Here is a 16,072-nt window from a genome sequence, read left to right as displayed (position 1 = left end):
TGAAATGCATTGAGATTCATTTTCTATGAGCTTACAGTTGTGTCATGATGATCAATCTTGCGGAAATGGGACTCTCATAAGCCCGGGCGTTAATAGAAAAGGAGAATAATATGAGTTCCTTCGCTTAACTAATTATCAACAATAATTTTCAACTTAGATAACAGTAATAATCAAACTTGAACATTTTTTATAAGTGCCATATACTTGTTTAGTGATAATCATTCTCAATATTTAATGATTTACATAAATAAGCTTACGAGGGTGGAAGAAGGGTTGAATGAAATTGGGGGAAGTAAATCGAACGTCTCATGAGGAGCGTCCTAAGCGGGTCGGGCGGGCAGCTGTGCTCTTTGTCCTCTCAGTGACCGGATTGTTTTTTTCATTAGGATGGTCTGTGGCCCTTGGTGCTTCTGACATTGAATTGTCAACTGTCTGGCAGGCGGTCACTGCTTTTGACGAATCAAATACCAACCATCAGGTGATTCAGGAACTGCGCATGCCTCGTGCTGTCGCTGCTGCGTTAGTTGGAGGGTTTTTGGCGGTATCGGGCGCAGTAATGCAGGGGCTGACGAGAAACCCGCTTGCTTCTCCATCCGTTATGGGTGTTACTCACGGGGCAGCCTTCGCCCTGATTGTAGCTTTGGTCTTCTTTCCTTCACTTTCAAATGCAGGGATGATGTTTGCTTCATTTATAGGGGCGGGCTTGGCCGTCATTCTAGTTATTGCCGTAGGCTCCTTTTCAAAAGGAGGACTAACCCCGGTGAAGTTAGCTTTAGCTGGTGTGGCGATCGGCGGCATGCTGAGTTCGCTGTCAACAGCTATTTCCTTACATTTCCAAGTAGCTAAGCAAATGAGCTTCTGGTATGCCGGCGGCCTTGCTAATACGAATTGGGCGTCTGTAAAAGTACTTTTAATCGCAGGGATTGTGGGGCTTTTGATTGCACTGGCCATTTCAAAATCGATGACAGTGCTCAGTCTGGGAGAAGATATCTCAAAAGGGCTGGGTCAGAACACGATTCTTATTAAAACATTAGGAGTTATTGTCGTTTTTATATTAGCGGGTGCTGCTGTTTCTGTTGCTGGAACGGTAGGTTTTATCGGTTTAGTCATTCCTCATATCACACGTTTTCTAGTCGGCTCAGATTATCGACTGATTATTCCGCTTTCTGCTATGTTCGGAGGTCTGCTTCTGGTTGTGGCCGATACCGGGGCCCGGTTGGTTAATGCGCCTTATGAAACCCCGGTAGGTGTGATTACAGCCTTAATTGGAGTTCCCTTCTTTCTATATTTAGCACGTGGTGAAAGGGGGAGTATGTAATGCCGAAAGGACGCAGCCGTTTTATTCTTCTGCTGGCGGGACTGTTTATTTTAAACATTGGACTATTTTTACTCAGCTTAAATCTTGGCTCGATACAGATCAGTCCTGCTGAAGTACTGGACACTTTTCTTGGGAATGGGGATACCCGGCAGGAGTTAGTACTTTTTCAATTCCGGCTTCCCGGGATTGTTATTGCTTTATTAGTAGGTATGGCTCTCAGTGTTTCGGGAGTCATCCTGCAAGGGGTGACCCAGAATGATTTAGCTGAACCCGGGATTCTTGGTATTAATACAGGTGCAGGTTTTGTTGTTGTTCTGTATATTTTCTTTTTTCAATCGTCCATGAACTCTATCAGCGGGTGGGGGACGTATCTGCTCCCGCTTTTCGCTCTGATCGGCGCTTTCTTGGCTGCTCTGATTGTTTACGCTCTTGCATGGCATAAAGGGGTGGAGCCTATTCGGTTAATACTGGTTGGGATAGGAGTAAACGCTGGTTTCAGTGCGGCTTTAATTCTCTTTCAGGTGCAGATGGATCCTCAAGATTTCATGCAGGCGATGGTATGGCTTTCAGGAGATATTTGGAGTGCAAATTGGAACTTCGTGGCGGCTACAGCACCTTGGATGATTCTGTTGATTATTTACAGCTTGTACAAAACATCGGCTTTAAATGTATTGACGCTGGGGGACGATCTGGCTAAAGGGCTGGGGGCCCCGGTTGAAAAGGAACGCAGGATATTGCTTTTATTAGCCGTCGGTCTTGCAGGTTTATCGGTAGCGGCGGCGGGAGGTATTGCCTTTCTTGGATTGGTCGCCCCGCATATGGCCAGGCGGATTGTAGGACCCAGACATGAACGGATGCTCCCTGTTTCGGCTTTATTGGGAGCGGCCATTTTGCAGGGGGCGGATATTATCGGAAGCAATCTGACGCCTAGTGCAGAGATCCCGGTTGGAATTGTGGTCACCATTGTGAGCACACCCTATTTTATTTACTTATTAATGAAAACGAATTAAGGAGAGAACAGCCATGAAAGAGCAGTTTGATGTTACGATCATCGGCGGCGGTACGACTGGATTATATACAGCATTTTACTGTGGTATGCGGGATATGAAAACAAAGGTTTTGGAATATCAGCCTGAAGCAGGCGGAAAAGTTTCATTTTTCTATCCAGAGAAAAGGATTTATGATGTCGGAGGTTTTCCTGGTATTCGTGGGGAAGAATTAGTCGCCGATGTGGAAAAGCAGGCAAAGAGCATCCAGCCGAGTGTAGTTACGGGTGTTAAAGTGACATCTATTGATAAATTAGAGGATGGAAGCTTTGTGTTGACAACGGGTACAGGCGATAAACATTACTCTAAAACAATTATTGTGGCTTCGGGGCTTGGCACCTTTGATATGGAACGTGTCATGCTGCCTGGAAGTGAAAAATATATGACCAGTATTCATTACACGATTCAACGGATCCAACAATACAAAGGTAAGAAAGCAGCAGTAATTTCAGACAGCCGTGTGGGAGTCGACTGGGCAATGGCATTAGAGAATGTGGCTTCAGAGGTGCATTTAATTAATCATGATGCTGACTTTAAAGCGGTTTATGAGCATGATATCGATAAGTTAGAGGCATCTTCTGTTCAAGTTCACAGGGAAAAAACAGCTGTTGAGTTAGATGGAGATGGGGAAGCATTAACTAGACTTAAGCTGAATTCAAATGAATGGTTAGAGGTTGATGACCTTCTTGTCTATCAAGGCCTTAAAATTGAGAAAAGCTTATATGAGGAGTGGGGTCTTCCTACAGAGAAGGGAAGAATTCCGGTCGGGCATGATATGAGTACCAATATTGAAGGGATATTTGCTGCAGGGGATGCTGTTTTCTATCCTCATAAAACGATGCTGATTGCTTCAGGATTCTCAGAAGCCATGACGGCTGTGAACAGTGCGAAGAAAACCATTGATCCAAAGGCTAAATCTCAAGTGTACAGCACTGTAATCTATAAACATTCATAGTTCTGTGGGTGGCGCAGAAAATGCCCATAAAATGCAGGTTTCCGCCCGTAGAAACGCCCTTAATTCGTAATAAAAACCCAACTCCGATTATATTCGCCCATAAACCGAAAAAAACGCCCATAAAAGGAATAGCAGCCTGACCATTATTTCAGGCTGCCGGTCTCCTTAACCATACTTTTTTTGGTGTTCGCGTTTCATTTTTAAATATTCTTCATCTTCACGTGCTTTAATCCATTTTTCTTCAAAAATGGAGGCGGACCGTGCTTTCTCTTCATCGATATTCCGATCATTAATTTCCCCGTCTTTATTATATTTTTTTCCGCCCTTGTAATTAGCGTACCTGCGCGACCTTGTGTACCCCATTTGCAGAAATTTCCTCGCCATATCCATCCCGACAAAATCTCCAGCTTCCTTATAGTCAAGAAACAGTTGATAAATTTTATCAGATGATTTTCTGGCGATATCAGGTGTTTTGAATCTCCAGTGTGGGAGGATCTCACTTTTGTAGGGCTGGACCATTAATACGCCCTGCTCGCCCCGGCCGACCCGGTACTTCTCAGGTTTTTCGCGAAAGTCGATATTATCAAAGTCGATCGAGTAGTCAAAGGACACTTGATCACCCCTCTATAACGTTTTCGATGCCGAACATATTTAAGTTTAAATCTTTGGAGAGTTTCTTAATCAGGGCCCCGCCGGCCGTACTATTTCCTCGCCCATCAATAGCTGGAGCGACGACACCAATGCCCATTTTTCCAGGAACAGCACCAATTATACTGCCGGAAACACCGCTTTTGCATGGGAATCCGACCTCTACTGCAAAATGGCCGGATGCATTGTACATTCCTGAAGTAAGCATGATGGCTTTTACTGTGCGTAAATGATGGTCAGGGATCAGTTTGTTGCCATCAGGGTCAACACCACCTCTGGCAAGAAAGAGACCGACTCTCGCAAAATCGTTGCAGCACATCATCACAGAATTCATTCGGAAATAAAGGTCCAGAGCCTCTTCTACATCAGTGACCAGTGTACCGGTACTCTGCATGAAATACGCTAGAGAACGGTTACGAGCCCCGTTTGCTATCTCTGCCTTATAAACGTCCTCGTCCATTTGTAGTCCATCGTTTTCCGTAATATCCCTTAAAAAGGTGAGGTAGCGCTCAAATCTTTTTTCTACACTTTGACCCTTAATGAGAGACGCGATGGATATCGCACCGGCATTGATCATTGGATTAAAAGGCTTGTGAGTATCCGGGGACTCCAGGGACGAAATGGAGTTGAAGAAATCGCCCATCGGCTCCATTCCCACCGTTTGAAATACCCGGTCCTTGCCGAAATCCTTCAAGGCAAGCATGAGACCGATAATCTTAGAAGTGCTCTGCATAGGGACGATGTGATTGTAGTCACCTGCAGAATAAATATCAAAGTTTTCCGTAATAATGGTGATGCCCAGTAAGTCCTTCATCGTATCATCAAAATTAGGTATTGTGGTGTTTACCTGCCCCTGCGATGCAAATGGTTTACTATCCTCTATCGCTTCATTTAAAAACTGTGTACTAAGTTCCGGCATCCCGTTAACTCCTTTACCATTTTTTCAGTATGTACCCTCAGCATAAGCGGTGATAAACACAACGATAGAGAAGGAATGGGATGAGGGGGCCAGGCTCTCCGATCAAACCAGGCCTCTATTCATTCCTGTTTTAAATAGCGTTGATCCTTTAAGAATAGTTTCCAGAACAAAATGAATGCAGGGACAAGGATGGCAAAGCCTCCGGCGTAAACAATGAGCAGCTTGTAAAAGACGGTATCATTCGTGAACGTATCTCCAATGGTTAAATCCGGATAAATTAAATAGGGAAGGTGCGCTGTTCCATACGCGTAAATAGCAATACCGTACTGAATGATAATAAATACAACTGCCGGTCGGGCTCTTCCTTTTCTTCCGTCTTTTCCTTTTAAATACAACAGACCGTAGCCGAGTAAAAAGAAGAACATCGATAAACCAAACCATAGCGGCCCGTCTTTTACAGTGTTTACAAACCAGGAAGCTTCTGAAGGCATCGTTTCGATTGTAAGTACGGCTATAATAATAGACACCGGACCAAGCCAGAGAGCGTGCTTCCTATAGGTTTGGTAGGCTGACCAGTCTTCTGCTTCTTTAGAGTAGTCCATTAAGAACACTGCAGAAATAAACAACTCCGTACTCAAGCCAAAGGCGATATGCATGTATAAAGTAGGGTGGGCGATTAATTCGGCATATAAAAGCCGTGGATAGTCATCTACGATTTCAACAAACCCTCCAAGTGTGATCGGAAGCATACTGACGAGCAGGGCAGGTATAATTAAGCCCGTGATCCCCGAAGTAATAATCAATACGTCTCTATATTTGTCGGCATGACTGGCAAATACCATGAAGGTTGTACGAATGGTTAACAGGAGAAGTCCGAGCCCTACAGGTATTAAAAGTAAGCTTCCAAGCATCGTGGTGGCAAAGGGAAAAAAGCTAACAAGAGCTACAACAAAAATAACGAAAAATACGTTTGTCACTTCCCACGTAGGGGAGAGAAAACGGTTTGCGATCTGAGAAGCACTGGTGCGGTCGTTCTTTCCATAAATCATTCCCCAAAAGCCGGCACCAAAGTCAAGAGAGCCAAGCATCGCATAGATAAAAAGAAGGGTCCATAAAATAGTAATTGCTAATATGGATGGTTCCACTACTACTCACTCCTTTCAAAAAGTGTACTCGCTGCTATCAAGATTAGGAGTTTCCCGCAGCCAGGTCCTTCTCCACAGGGTTCCGCTTAAAGTAATATCTCATCACAAATCCTGTGACGAACAACAGAACGACGTATAGAGTTAGAAATGAAACAAGCAGAATTCCTACGCTGCCTGACCGTGTTGCCGCTTCTTCAGTAGGCAGCACATCATTAATCGTCCACGGCTGGCGGCCGATACAGCTGAAACACCACCCTGCTTCAATCGCAATGACGGCTAAGGGACCACTGACGACTAATAAGGCGAGCATCCACCCTGGAAACTCACGCCTTAAGACATGCTTCCAAAATAAGGCAGCAAAAGAAAAGACAAGGAGTAACGTTCCAATACCCACCATGACATTAAATAGAATATGAACGTAAAGGGGAGGCCACAGCTCTTCTGGATATTCGTTCAGCCCAATAACCTCTGTATCAAAACGATCTCCTGCCAAAAAGCTTAGAGCATTAGGAATTTCTAATGCATATTTAACTTCTTCATCTTCAGCAGACGTGTAGCCTCCAATGGATAAACCGGCGTAACGGGTAGTTTCAAACAACCCTTCCGCGGCTGCCAGCTTTCGAGGGTTCTCTTCATGCAGCATTTGAGCGGTTTCGTGACCGTTAATTGCTGTTCCAAGAGACATCGCTGCTCCAAAATACAACGCAATCATCAATGCTTTCTTGTGATAGCTTCTTTCTTCTAAGGACAAATGGCTTTTCATAAGACGGATAGCTGCCACAGATGCTACTAGAAACGCTACTGTCATATATGCAGATAACGTGACATGAATAGCTGTAACACCAAAGCTTGGATTAAAAAAAGCTTCCCAGACGTTGACATTGGTGATAGTGCCGTTTTCTGAGATATCAAAACCGGCGGGCGTATTCATCCAGGCGTGAACATCCGTAATAAGAATGGCGGAAGCTGTAGCCCCCATAGCAACTAAAGTAATACTCAGCACCCGAAGTCCCTGCGGCAGTCGGTCGGCTGCGTATAAGTAAATGGACATGAAAACCGCTTCAATTAAAAAAGCAAAGATCTCTAACTGAAAGGGAAGTGAAATAACCTGTCCGACGATCTCCATGAAATTTGGGAAAAGCAGAGAAAGCAATACGGCTACAATGGTTCCCGAGGCGATTGATACAGCTAGTAATATAGCAAACCCCTTCGTCCACCGCTTGGCCATCAGGGCGTAATGCTCATCCTTTGTAATCCAGTACATAACTTCTGCAAGAATAATCATGATTGGGAGTCCGACGCCGATCGTGGCGTATATAATATGAAAACCAAGAGATGATCCAAATAAAATCCTGGCCATAACTACTACATCCATAATGTCACCTCATATTTTTTCTGCAGCACACATGCAAACTAGTCTAGCTTCAGCCTGTCCAGCGAGAGGAAAATTAAACATAAAAAAACCTATAACGGCGTGTTATAGGTTAAAGGGGCTTAGAGGAAAGGACCATCCATTCATCGATGGTAAATTCGGTGACTCTTTCGGAATGTGTTTTAATTTGAAAATATGATTTTAACCTCGTAGAGCTGTTCAAAAAGTATGTTTCGACTTGATGAATTTCCTTTTCTTCTAAAGTGCGGCTTGCCCATTCATAAAAGGGGAGTGTTTTTTTGCGGTCAATTTCTTTTTCAATACGTAAGCCATACTCTTTTAAAAGTTTTTTCCACTCGGAAACTTTCCAGGCTCTATGATGACTGGAGTCCCGCATTTTTTCAAAACTGTTATAAAACGAATCCAGTTCCGTGTCTTCAGGAGCGATATTGTCGATCATAACAAACCGGCCGTCTTTTTTTAAAACGCGGTGCACTTCATGAATGAAGTGCCCGGGATTTGGAAAGTGATGGGGGGCAATCCGGCAGGTGACGGCATCAAAGGATTCATCGATGAAAGGTAACTGCTCTGCATCTGCTACAACATAATGAATATTAGAATAAGAATGTAAATGAGAAGCTGTATTAGCAAGCATTTCCTTTGTAAGGTCGGTCGCAAATACTAGTTCAGCATCTAAACTTAGCTGTCTGGCTACATGTCCTCCACCGGTGGCAATGTCAAGAACCGTCCAGCTGGACTTTGGCTGCAGCCACACTGTTATCATATCTAAATCCTTTCTGTTGTTGTGGGTCTTGCTGGTTACATAGGATTCTTTACTTTTAGAGAAGGTTTTCTGTACCTGTCTTTTAATATTTTCATCGTTCATTTGAAACGCCTCTTTCGTTTATTTAGGTTATATTTATTATATGACGGATAAAGTGATAAGAGGAGTATGAGTTTTTTATCTTAAGTGATTACTTTTACTTATGACAAGGCAGCATTCAAATTAATTAGTATAGAGCCCGACTGTGCCCGTGACGACACTTCTTCAAATATGACGGATTGTCCCTCTAGAGTTAGAGAGGGGGCATGCTAATACTTCTATCAAAATAGATCAATAGCATAAAAAAACTTGCAGAAGATAAAATTTCTGCAAGCTTAAGATGTTGATTATTTAATAGAGAACTCTTCCTTCTCCAATAATTCTTCAGGTTTTTTACCAATTTCATCCTGGTGGAAGTAGTCTCGAATCGCTCCATCGTGAAGGAAGTTGGCAATGGCGACCATTGACATCCCCTGGTCCAGTGCCAAATATGCTTCTGTAACTTCACCAGTTTCTACGTTTACAGAGTCGAGAAATCCATACTTCCCATAGGTGTCATAGCTCTTCAACGTCTGAATGTTTTCCATAGCTTCCATTGGTGCATATCCTAAAGCTAAGAACGTCGCATGAGGAGTTACGGTACCGTCAGATTCATAACCTTCATGTCCCAGAGGAGCCGCACCGAATTCTTTATAATCGTCAGGAGTGGCAGCCGGGGACATTCCCCATGCTTCATACCCTTGTTCTTCTGCATATTCAATTTGGATATCCACATGACGCTGGTTATTTAAGCCAAGGGCATCTTCGCCAAGTTCTTTTTCCTTCATGACAAGCTGCGGCATGAGAGCTTCAAACATACTGCCGCCCCAGCTAGGGACATACTTCTGGTCGTTGTACGTATAGTGTCCTTCAAATACTTCGATACCATCGTAGGTTTCCGTTTGTCCTTCCGGGGTTTGTGACTGCCAATCCCAATCAGCCGGCATCGTGCGTTCCATTTCCCACCAGTGGGATTGCGGAACATCTCCTTTACCTATGGACAAATAGCTGGCGACACGCGGTTCTGTGTAGAGTGCTCCGTAATGGTGGTCGGTTAAACTTCCTGCAGCAGCGTCATACCCACCATGCATCTGACCGACTTCCGGGTCGTATAGGGTAGAGTAATCCATATCATCGACGAGATCACTTGTCTGTTCGTTAAGCTCAGGATACGCTTCTCCGGCAACAATTAATCCTGCAGATAACCAGCCATTATCTACTGTGGAAATGAATTCACCCCAGTCAGTCATTAAAGACCCATCATCGGTGTAGTACCAGTTGTAGTATAATCCGTTCCACGTTTCCATTTCTTCTAAAGTGTTAAGAGTGGTCTGAATTTTAGAGATCGCCTCTTCTTCAGAGAGAGTGCCTGACTCTTCGGCAGCGATCGTACTCATAAAGTACATTCCTATGTTTGTAGGGGAGGTATGTTTTTCTGGATCAATTTCTCCATCGTCCGTACGCACTGCATCATACGTAAGACCAGTTTCCTCATCCGTGAAATCTTCAAAATATCGGTAGGTCTGCTTCGAAATAGACTCTAACTGCTTGGTTAAAGCTTTTTCTTTTCCTGTTTCAGGTTTAGATGGTTTGGCCGTCGGTCCAGCTGGAAGAGCAGCACAGATCATAAATAGTAAAGCGACAGTAAATAAAAAGATTTTCTTCAAGCTAACACTCCTTCTTGAATATAGTGAAACGTTTCGATTAAAAGTATACATAAATGAAATGTAAGCGTAAACATATATGCGCATAATATTCTGAAAATTTAATAATTAGTAAAAAAGTAGTAGTTAGATTCGCAGGAATTATCCGCTTTTTCAGATGACAATTAATGATTTGTTCTTCACTTTCCAGGAAGGCTTAGGCCGTGCCCGCTTAAATGCTGAGTATGTTGACGAAGCGGGACGATTAAATACAAAAAGACCCGGTCGAATTCGAATGAAATGACCAGGTCTGCAAAATTAATATCGTTTTGTTTGAGCCTATATACGTTACTTCACTAATTTGAAAGAGGCGCTGTTATTCGCTTTACTATCGCATCCGATAAACACTTTGAAATCCCCGGCATCACTGAGATATTCTAAATTAGAGTGGTAATAACGAAGGTCGGATTCGTCAATGGTAAATGATATTTCTTTTTCCTGACCTGGTTTGAGGTAGACTCTTTCAAAACGTTTCAATTCCTTCACAGGCCGTACGACTTCTCCAGATAAATCTTTCACGTATAGCTGCACAACCTCCTCACCTGCCACATCTCCTGTATTTTTAACCTTAGAGGAAATGGTTAACGTTTCTCCTTCTTTAAGAACCTGGCTGGAAAGAGATACATCGCTGTAAGAGTAGGTTGTATAGCTTAATCCATAGCCAAATGGAAAAAGGGGGCCATTCGGACTATCTAAATATTGGGACACATAGCGTTCCTGTGCATCAGGGGCATTTTTGGGACGTCCTGTGTTGTAATGATTATAGTAAACGGGTATTTGTCCCGCAGATTGCGGGAACGACATAGCCAGCTTTCCTGAAGGGGCAGTTGTTCCATATAATAGATCAGCTACAGCCTGACCACCTTCAGTGCCTGGATACCAGGCTTCCAGGATAGCATTTGATTCATCAATAACACCGTGAAGGTCGAGAGGGCGTCCGTTGAACAATACAGTTACAATAGGTTTATTCAGGTGTTTTAATTCCTGGATTAAGTCAAGCTGACTTTCAGGGAGACGAATATCTGTGCGCGATCCAGCTTCCCCACTCATATCAGAGCTTTCTCCTAAAGCAAGCACTATTACGTCAGCTTCATGCGCGGCTTTTAGAGCAGACTGAATCTGACTGGAGGAGCCAGAATCTATTCCAGAGCCTTCTGCAATTTGTACATCTTTAGCATAGGACCGGATTCCACGATCTAAAGTAATTGTGTCCTCTTTTGATCCAAGCCATGACCACGGTCCTAAAATATCATGACTTTCAGCGAAAGGTCCGATCAAAGCAGCTTTTTGTGACTTTTTAAGTGGTAGGGCTCCGTCATTTTTCAGCAAGACGGCAGATTTAGCTGCCAGTTCTCGGGCGGTCGCGCGGTGATTGTCACTTAATATTAATTCGCTTTCCAATTTTTCATCTGCGCCGCGGTAAGGATTGTCGAAGAGGCCCAGCTTTTGCTTTAGTTTTAATATTCTTAAGACAGCTTCATCGACCAGCGATTCACTCAGGATACCTTCTGAAACTAAATTCTGTACATGGTTGATGTAGCATTCCGTCATCATTTCAATATCCACTCCGGCCTCTAAAGCCTTACGGGCCGCTTCTTTCTCATCTTCTGCAACTCCATGGGGAATTAATTCCTTTACAGCTCCCCAATCAGAAATTAATACACCGTTAAATCCCCATTCTTTTCTCAATAGTTCTCGCATCAAATCCTTATTCCCTGTAGAAGGTACTCCATTTAGAATATTAAAAGCGGTCATGACCATTTCGCAGCCCTCATCGAGTGCCGCTTTATAAGCAGGTAAGTAGTTTTCGCGGAGCTGCCACTCCGACATGTCTACTGTATTATAATCACGTCCGCCCTCGGCTGCCCCGTAGGCAGCAAAGTGTTTAACACAGGAAGCGACGCGCTGGTTGTCATTCTCGAAATCTCCCTGGAAGCCGCGGACGAACGCCCGGGCAAACTCACTGTTTAAGTATGCATCTTCTCCTGTTGATTCCATAACCCTTCCCCATCTTGGATCACGGGATAAATCAACCATCGGCGCAAAAGTCACATGGATCCCTGAAACAGATGCTTCAACGGCAGCTGCTTCAGCGCTTTTCTCAGCAAGATCGAGGTCCCAGGAACATCCGACAGCTAAAGGTACAGGAAAAATGGTTTTGTACCCATGAACTATATCAGACATAAAAAGGAGAGGGATGCCGAGTCTGTTTTGCTCCAGATGAACCTTTTGGATGTTTTTAATCTCTTTTGCTCCTGAAGCCCCAAGTACGGATCCTGTGTTTTCCACGACCTTTTCATTTATTCCCATACCTTCCATTGGACCGGTTATTTGGCCTCCGTCAGAAGATCCTTTTAAGAAAGGGGTGGCCAATTGAATCAGCTGCCCTGCTTTTTCATCTAATGTCATTTGCTCAAGCAGTGTTTGTAATTGTTGTTCGTTCATTTAATAAAACCTCCAGATCAAATAGTGAAACGTTTCGAAAAAGATATACATGGAGTATAAGCGCTTTCTTTTTGGTAGTCAAACAGAATTTAATTTTATTTAACGAAAATTCACTTGTAAAAATGAAGCGCAAAAAAAACTATGAATGTGTTGATATTACTTGGATAATTAGAGTTTTATGAGAAGGGGAGGGAAGGAGTAAACTGAGAAAATGTAAAAAAATTTTGAAAAAAGTATTGAAAGCGGATACACATTTCATTACAATCAAGTTATCGAAACGTTTCAATTGATGTTGATTCCGTATAAACTTGAATTTTTAGAAGGGAGTGACAGCTGAATCTCAACTCTCATCGAAGTGAGATGTCGGTTTAGTTTACTAAAAAATACACGAAAAAGGGGTAAGGTTCAATGAAAAAATCAAAAAAAATTGCTTTGGCTTCCGTAATGACGATGTCAATGTTCCTTGGCGCGTGCGGTGGGAACGATGATGCTTCAGGAGAAGACGAAGATACGATTTCTGTGTGGGCGATGGGTGAAGAAGGGAAGCAGTTAAAAGAGCTTGCTGAAAAGTTTGAAGAAGAAAACGAGGATGGAATTAAAGTAGAGGTTCAGGCGATTCCGTGGGACAGCGCGCATGACAAGCTGTTAACGGCGGTAGCTTCCCAGGATGGACCGGATGTTTTCCAATTAGGGACAACGTGGGTTCCTGAGTTTGCTGAAGCAGGAGCGATGCTTGATTTATCGGAATATACGGACGACTACCCTGAATTTGAACCTGATAATTATTTTGAAGGTGCAAGGTCAACAATGGAATATGACGGTCAGCAAGTAGGAGTACCCTGGTATGTTGAAAGTCGTGTGCTTTACTATCGTGAGGACTTACTTGAAGAAGTAGGATATGATGAAGCGCCGGCTACATGGGATGAGTTAAAAGATGCCTCAAGCCAGCTTGCCGACCGCAGTGAAGATGATTATGGGTTGGACATTGATCAGAATGACCAAATTACTCCATTCATTTTTGCCTGGCAGAATGGATATGAAGTAAGTGAAGAAGAGGCAGAGAATGGTGAATTCAACTTTGATGGTGAAGAATTCGTAGGGGCTATTGACTATTATCACAGCTTCTTTGATGAAGGAATCAGTCAGACATCAGAAGGTCAGGACATTACAAAGGCGTTTGAAAATGGTACAAAGCCAATGTTCTTTAGTGGACCATGGATGATTAACGTGTTAAATGACCAGGCACCTGATATTGAAGGAGAGTGGGCCACAGCTGTTATGCCGGAGCAGGAAACGGGCATGTCGAGCATAGGGGGAGCGAATTTGTCTATTTTCCACAACTCAGACAAAGTGGACGAATCACTTGAATTCTTATCTTTCATCAACGACACCGACACGCAATTGGATTGGCTGGAAATGTCTAATACGCTTCCGTCACGAACGGAAGCATGGGAAGATCCAGTACTGGAAGAAGATCCGATGTATGCTACATTTGGACGCCAGCTTGAAAATTCTCAACCAGGACCTCAAATAGAAGAGTGGGATCAAATTACCCAGGAGCTGCTGGACAGTATTGAAAGAATTAATGTCGGTGGAGCTGACGTTGAGGAAGAAATGACCAACTTCAATGAAAGGGCAGAGCAGTTATTAGAAGAGTAAGTTTAAAGTGTACAAGCTATGCTCAACAATAGAAATGGTGAATATAGGGGAGCAGGGAGATGGGTATGGTTCGTATTCATGAGTCTGGCCTCTGTATTCACTTCTTTTTTGTCAAATAGCTCAGTTTCTGTAAGGTGGGATACGACTTATGAAGAAATTATTAAATCAGGCCTATAAAGACCGCCATCCTTATTTATTTATAGCGCCGGCTGTTATTTTATTAACTGTGTTCAGTATCATCCCCATCATTATTGCCTTTGTTATCAGCTTTACTGACCTTGATTTAAAAGGGCTGGCGGACTGGTCGAACATTAATTTTATCGGATTTGAAAACTATCTGGGGCTGGTTGAAGATGATACATTTATCACCTCTTTACTTAATACGGCTTTCTATGTATGTATAGGGGTGCCGCTGGTTATTATCTCTTCTCTTTCAATTGCTTTGCTTCTTAACTATGGAAGCAATATGCTGTTTAGCGTGTTCCGCTCGGTATATTATATGCCGTCGATTACGAACATTATTGCAGTAGCTGTGATCTGGGGATACCTCTATAACACGGAGTACGGGCTTTTTAACTTCCTTCTGTCTATTGTTAATGTCGATAATATTCCATGGCTCGAAGAAAGAACCATTGCGAAGATTTCCTTAATCATTTTAGCTGTATGGAAAGGGATCGGAATTAATATGATCATTTTCCTTGCTGCTCTTCAGGGCATTCCACGATCCTACTATGAAGCAGCGGAAATGGATGGGGCCAACCGACTTCAAATGCTGTTTAACGTCACCCTTCCTCTGCTGAGGTACGCCACTTTTTTCGTCACGGTGACGACATTAATTGGATGGATGCAGTTCTTCGAGGAGCCGTTTGTAATGACGGATGGAGGTCCTCTTGACGGAACGATTTCAATCGCCTTATTTATCTATAAGGAAGGCTTCCAATACAGTCAATTTGGTTATGCTGCAGCAGGGTCGTTCGTTTTGTTTATTTTAATTATTATTATGACATTATTTCAATTTAAGCTTAGGAAGTCGGATACCGAGTATTAGAGAAGAATGAAACTTATAGAGTAACGGAGTTGATTATGCATGGCAGCTGTTACAAAAAAGAGCAGGATAGAGAGAGTGATCGTCACTACTCTTTTGGTGATCGGTGGAATTACTGTCTCGATTCCTTTTTTATGGATGATCTCAAGTTCATTTAAGCCGGAAAGTGAAGTCTTAAATATTCCGCCTACGATTATTCCTGAAACATTCACTTTGGAAAATTATGTTAATTTGTTCGAAAGCTTGAACTTTGCTGTTTATTTAAAAAATACCTTGATTATCGTGGTTTGTTCTTTTGTAGGGTTACTGTTTAACGCAATGGCAGGATATGGGTTTGCGAAGTTTGACTTTAAAGGGAGAGAAAAAGTATTTTATTTTGTACTGGCCACGATGATGATTCCCGGGCAGGTTACGATGATTCCTGTCTATTTACTACTCAACGAGATGGGGCTTACTAACACAATGGCCGGTATAGTGCTCCCTGGATTGGCTGTCGCCTTCAGTATCTTTCTGTTCCGTCAGTTTATGACTACGATACCTACAGATTTGATTGAAGCGGCCAGGCTGGACGGGGCGGGCGAATTCTATATCTTTTTCCGATTAATTATCCCGGTGGCAAAGCCTATTTTCGCGGTTCAGGGGATCTTAACCTTTATAGCTGCATGGAACAGCTTTTTATGGCCTCTGATTATTGCCAACGATGAAGGGTTGTACACATTGTCTGTTGGACTTTCACTGCTCCAGGGACAGTACGCCAATAATTTCGCCTTACAAATGGCAGGAGCTGCCTTTATGGTTGTTCCAATTATTATCATCTTTTCATTTTTTCAGAAGTTCATTGTCGAAGGGTTTACGATGTCAGGTATAAAGTAGGCCATGATTTAAGAGCGGTTCAGAAGGGAATTGAGGGGGAAAGGATATCGCTTTTCTAAATTGTCAGTTTCACTCTAAGGTT

Annotated in this window: 13 protein-coding genes; 6 read left to right on the top strand and 7 right to left on the bottom strand. The window is 43.1% G+C overall.

Features of this window, described 5'->3' with window-relative positions; all coding sequences use genetic code 11:
- The first annotated feature begins 277 nt into the window (after positions 1-277).
- Genes LF822_RS20810 through LF822_RS20800 form a run of 3 tightly spaced genes read left to right on the top strand, consistent with a single transcriptional unit; the run spans position 278 to position 3,319 of the window.
- Entirely contained in the window at positions 278-1,318 is a 1,041-nt protein-coding gene (locus LF822_RS20810) for a FecCD family ABC transporter permease (protein ID WP_253926020.1), read from the top strand.
- Positions 1,318-2,328, top strand: a complete 1,011-nt coding sequence (locus tag LF822_RS20805) for a FecCD family ABC transporter permease (protein WP_253926019.1) — start codon at positions 1,318-1,320, stop codon at positions 2,326-2,328. The genes LF822_RS20810 and LF822_RS20805 overlap by 1 nt, the downstream gene beginning before the upstream one ends.
- 13 nt (positions 2,329-2,341) lie before the next feature.
- Positions 2,342-3,319 (top strand): NAD(P)/FAD-dependent oxidoreductase, encoded by a 978-nt coding sequence (locus LF822_RS20800; RefSeq protein WP_253926018.1) that lies wholly within the window; start codon positions 2,342-2,344, stop codon positions 3,317-3,319.
- Positions 3,320-3,484: 165 nt separating this feature from the next.
- Here the strand turns inward: LF822_RS20800 and LF822_RS20795 are convergent, their stop codons facing one another.
- The 7 genes from LF822_RS20795 to LF822_RS20765 form a co-directional block, all read right to left on the bottom strand.
- Positions 3,485-3,931: a DUF4385 domain-containing protein gene (locus LF822_RS20795; protein ID WP_253926017.1), complete on the bottom strand. Its 447-nt coding sequence runs from the start codon at positions 3,929-3,931 to the stop codon at positions 3,485-3,487.
- A 4-nt stretch (positions 3,932-3,935) separates the two neighbouring features.
- On the bottom strand, positions 3,936-4,886 hold the full coding sequence (gene glsA, locus LF822_RS20790) for a glutaminase A (RefSeq protein WP_253926016.1): 951 nt from the start codon (positions 4,884-4,886) through the stop codon (positions 3,936-3,938).
- A 119-nt stretch (positions 4,887-5,005) separates the two neighbouring features.
- Positions 5,006-6,031 (bottom strand): cytochrome d ubiquinol oxidase subunit II, encoded by a 1,026-nt coding sequence (locus LF822_RS20785; protein ID WP_253926015.1) that lies wholly within the window; start codon positions 6,029-6,031, stop codon positions 5,006-5,008.
- A 43-nt stretch (positions 6,032-6,074) separates the two neighbouring features.
- Positions 6,075-7,406, bottom strand: coding sequence for a cytochrome ubiquinol oxidase subunit I (locus LF822_RS20780; RefSeq protein WP_253926014.1), 1,332 nt, complete (start codon positions 7,404-7,406; stop codon positions 6,075-6,077).
- A 109-nt stretch (positions 7,407-7,515) separates the two neighbouring features.
- A complete protein-coding gene (locus tag LF822_RS20775; RefSeq protein ID WP_253926013.1) occupies positions 7,516-8,289 on the bottom strand; it encodes a class I SAM-dependent methyltransferase in 774 nt (257 codons plus the stop codon).
- Positions 8,290-8,573: 284 nt separating this feature from the next.
- Entirely contained in the window at positions 8,574-9,932 is a 1,359-nt protein-coding gene (locus LF822_RS20770) for a glucoamylase family protein (protein ID WP_253926012.1), read from the bottom strand.
- 324 nt (positions 9,933-10,256) lie between these two features.
- A complete protein-coding gene (locus tag LF822_RS20765; protein ID WP_253926011.1) occupies positions 10,257-12,413 on the bottom strand; it encodes a glycoside hydrolase family 3 N-terminal domain-containing protein in 2,157 nt (718 codons plus the stop codon).
- Positions 12,414-12,821: 408 nt separating this feature from the next.
- On the opposite strand from LF822_RS20765, the gene LF822_RS20760 reads away from it, so the two are divergent.
- From LF822_RS20760 to LF822_RS20750, 3 genes are all read left to right on the top strand, one after another.
- The gene (locus LF822_RS20760; RefSeq protein WP_253926010.1) at positions 12,822-14,072 is read left to right on the top strand and encodes a sugar ABC transporter substrate-binding protein; all 1,251 of its coding nucleotides are present in this window, start codon (positions 12,822-12,824) and stop codon (positions 14,070-14,072) included.
- Between the two features lie 148 nt (positions 14,073-14,220).
- A complete protein-coding gene (locus tag LF822_RS20755) occupies positions 14,221-15,120 on the top strand; it encodes a carbohydrate ABC transporter permease (protein ID WP_253926009.1) in 900 nt (299 codons plus the stop codon).
- A 39-nt stretch (positions 15,121-15,159) separates the two neighbouring features.
- Positions 15,160-15,990 (top strand): carbohydrate ABC transporter permease, encoded by an 831-nt coding sequence (locus LF822_RS20750; protein WP_253926008.1) that lies wholly within the window; start codon positions 15,160-15,162, stop codon positions 15,988-15,990.
- Positions 15,991-16,072: the final 82 nt, after the last annotated feature.

It is taken from the genome of Halobacillus sp. A5, assembly GCF_024189315.1.
Lineage (GTDB): Bacteria > Bacillota > Bacilli > Bacillales > Halobacillaceae > Halobacillus_A.
The sequence above is the reverse complement of the archived record's forward strand: the minus strand, read 5'-3'. Positions and strand labels throughout refer to the sequence as shown.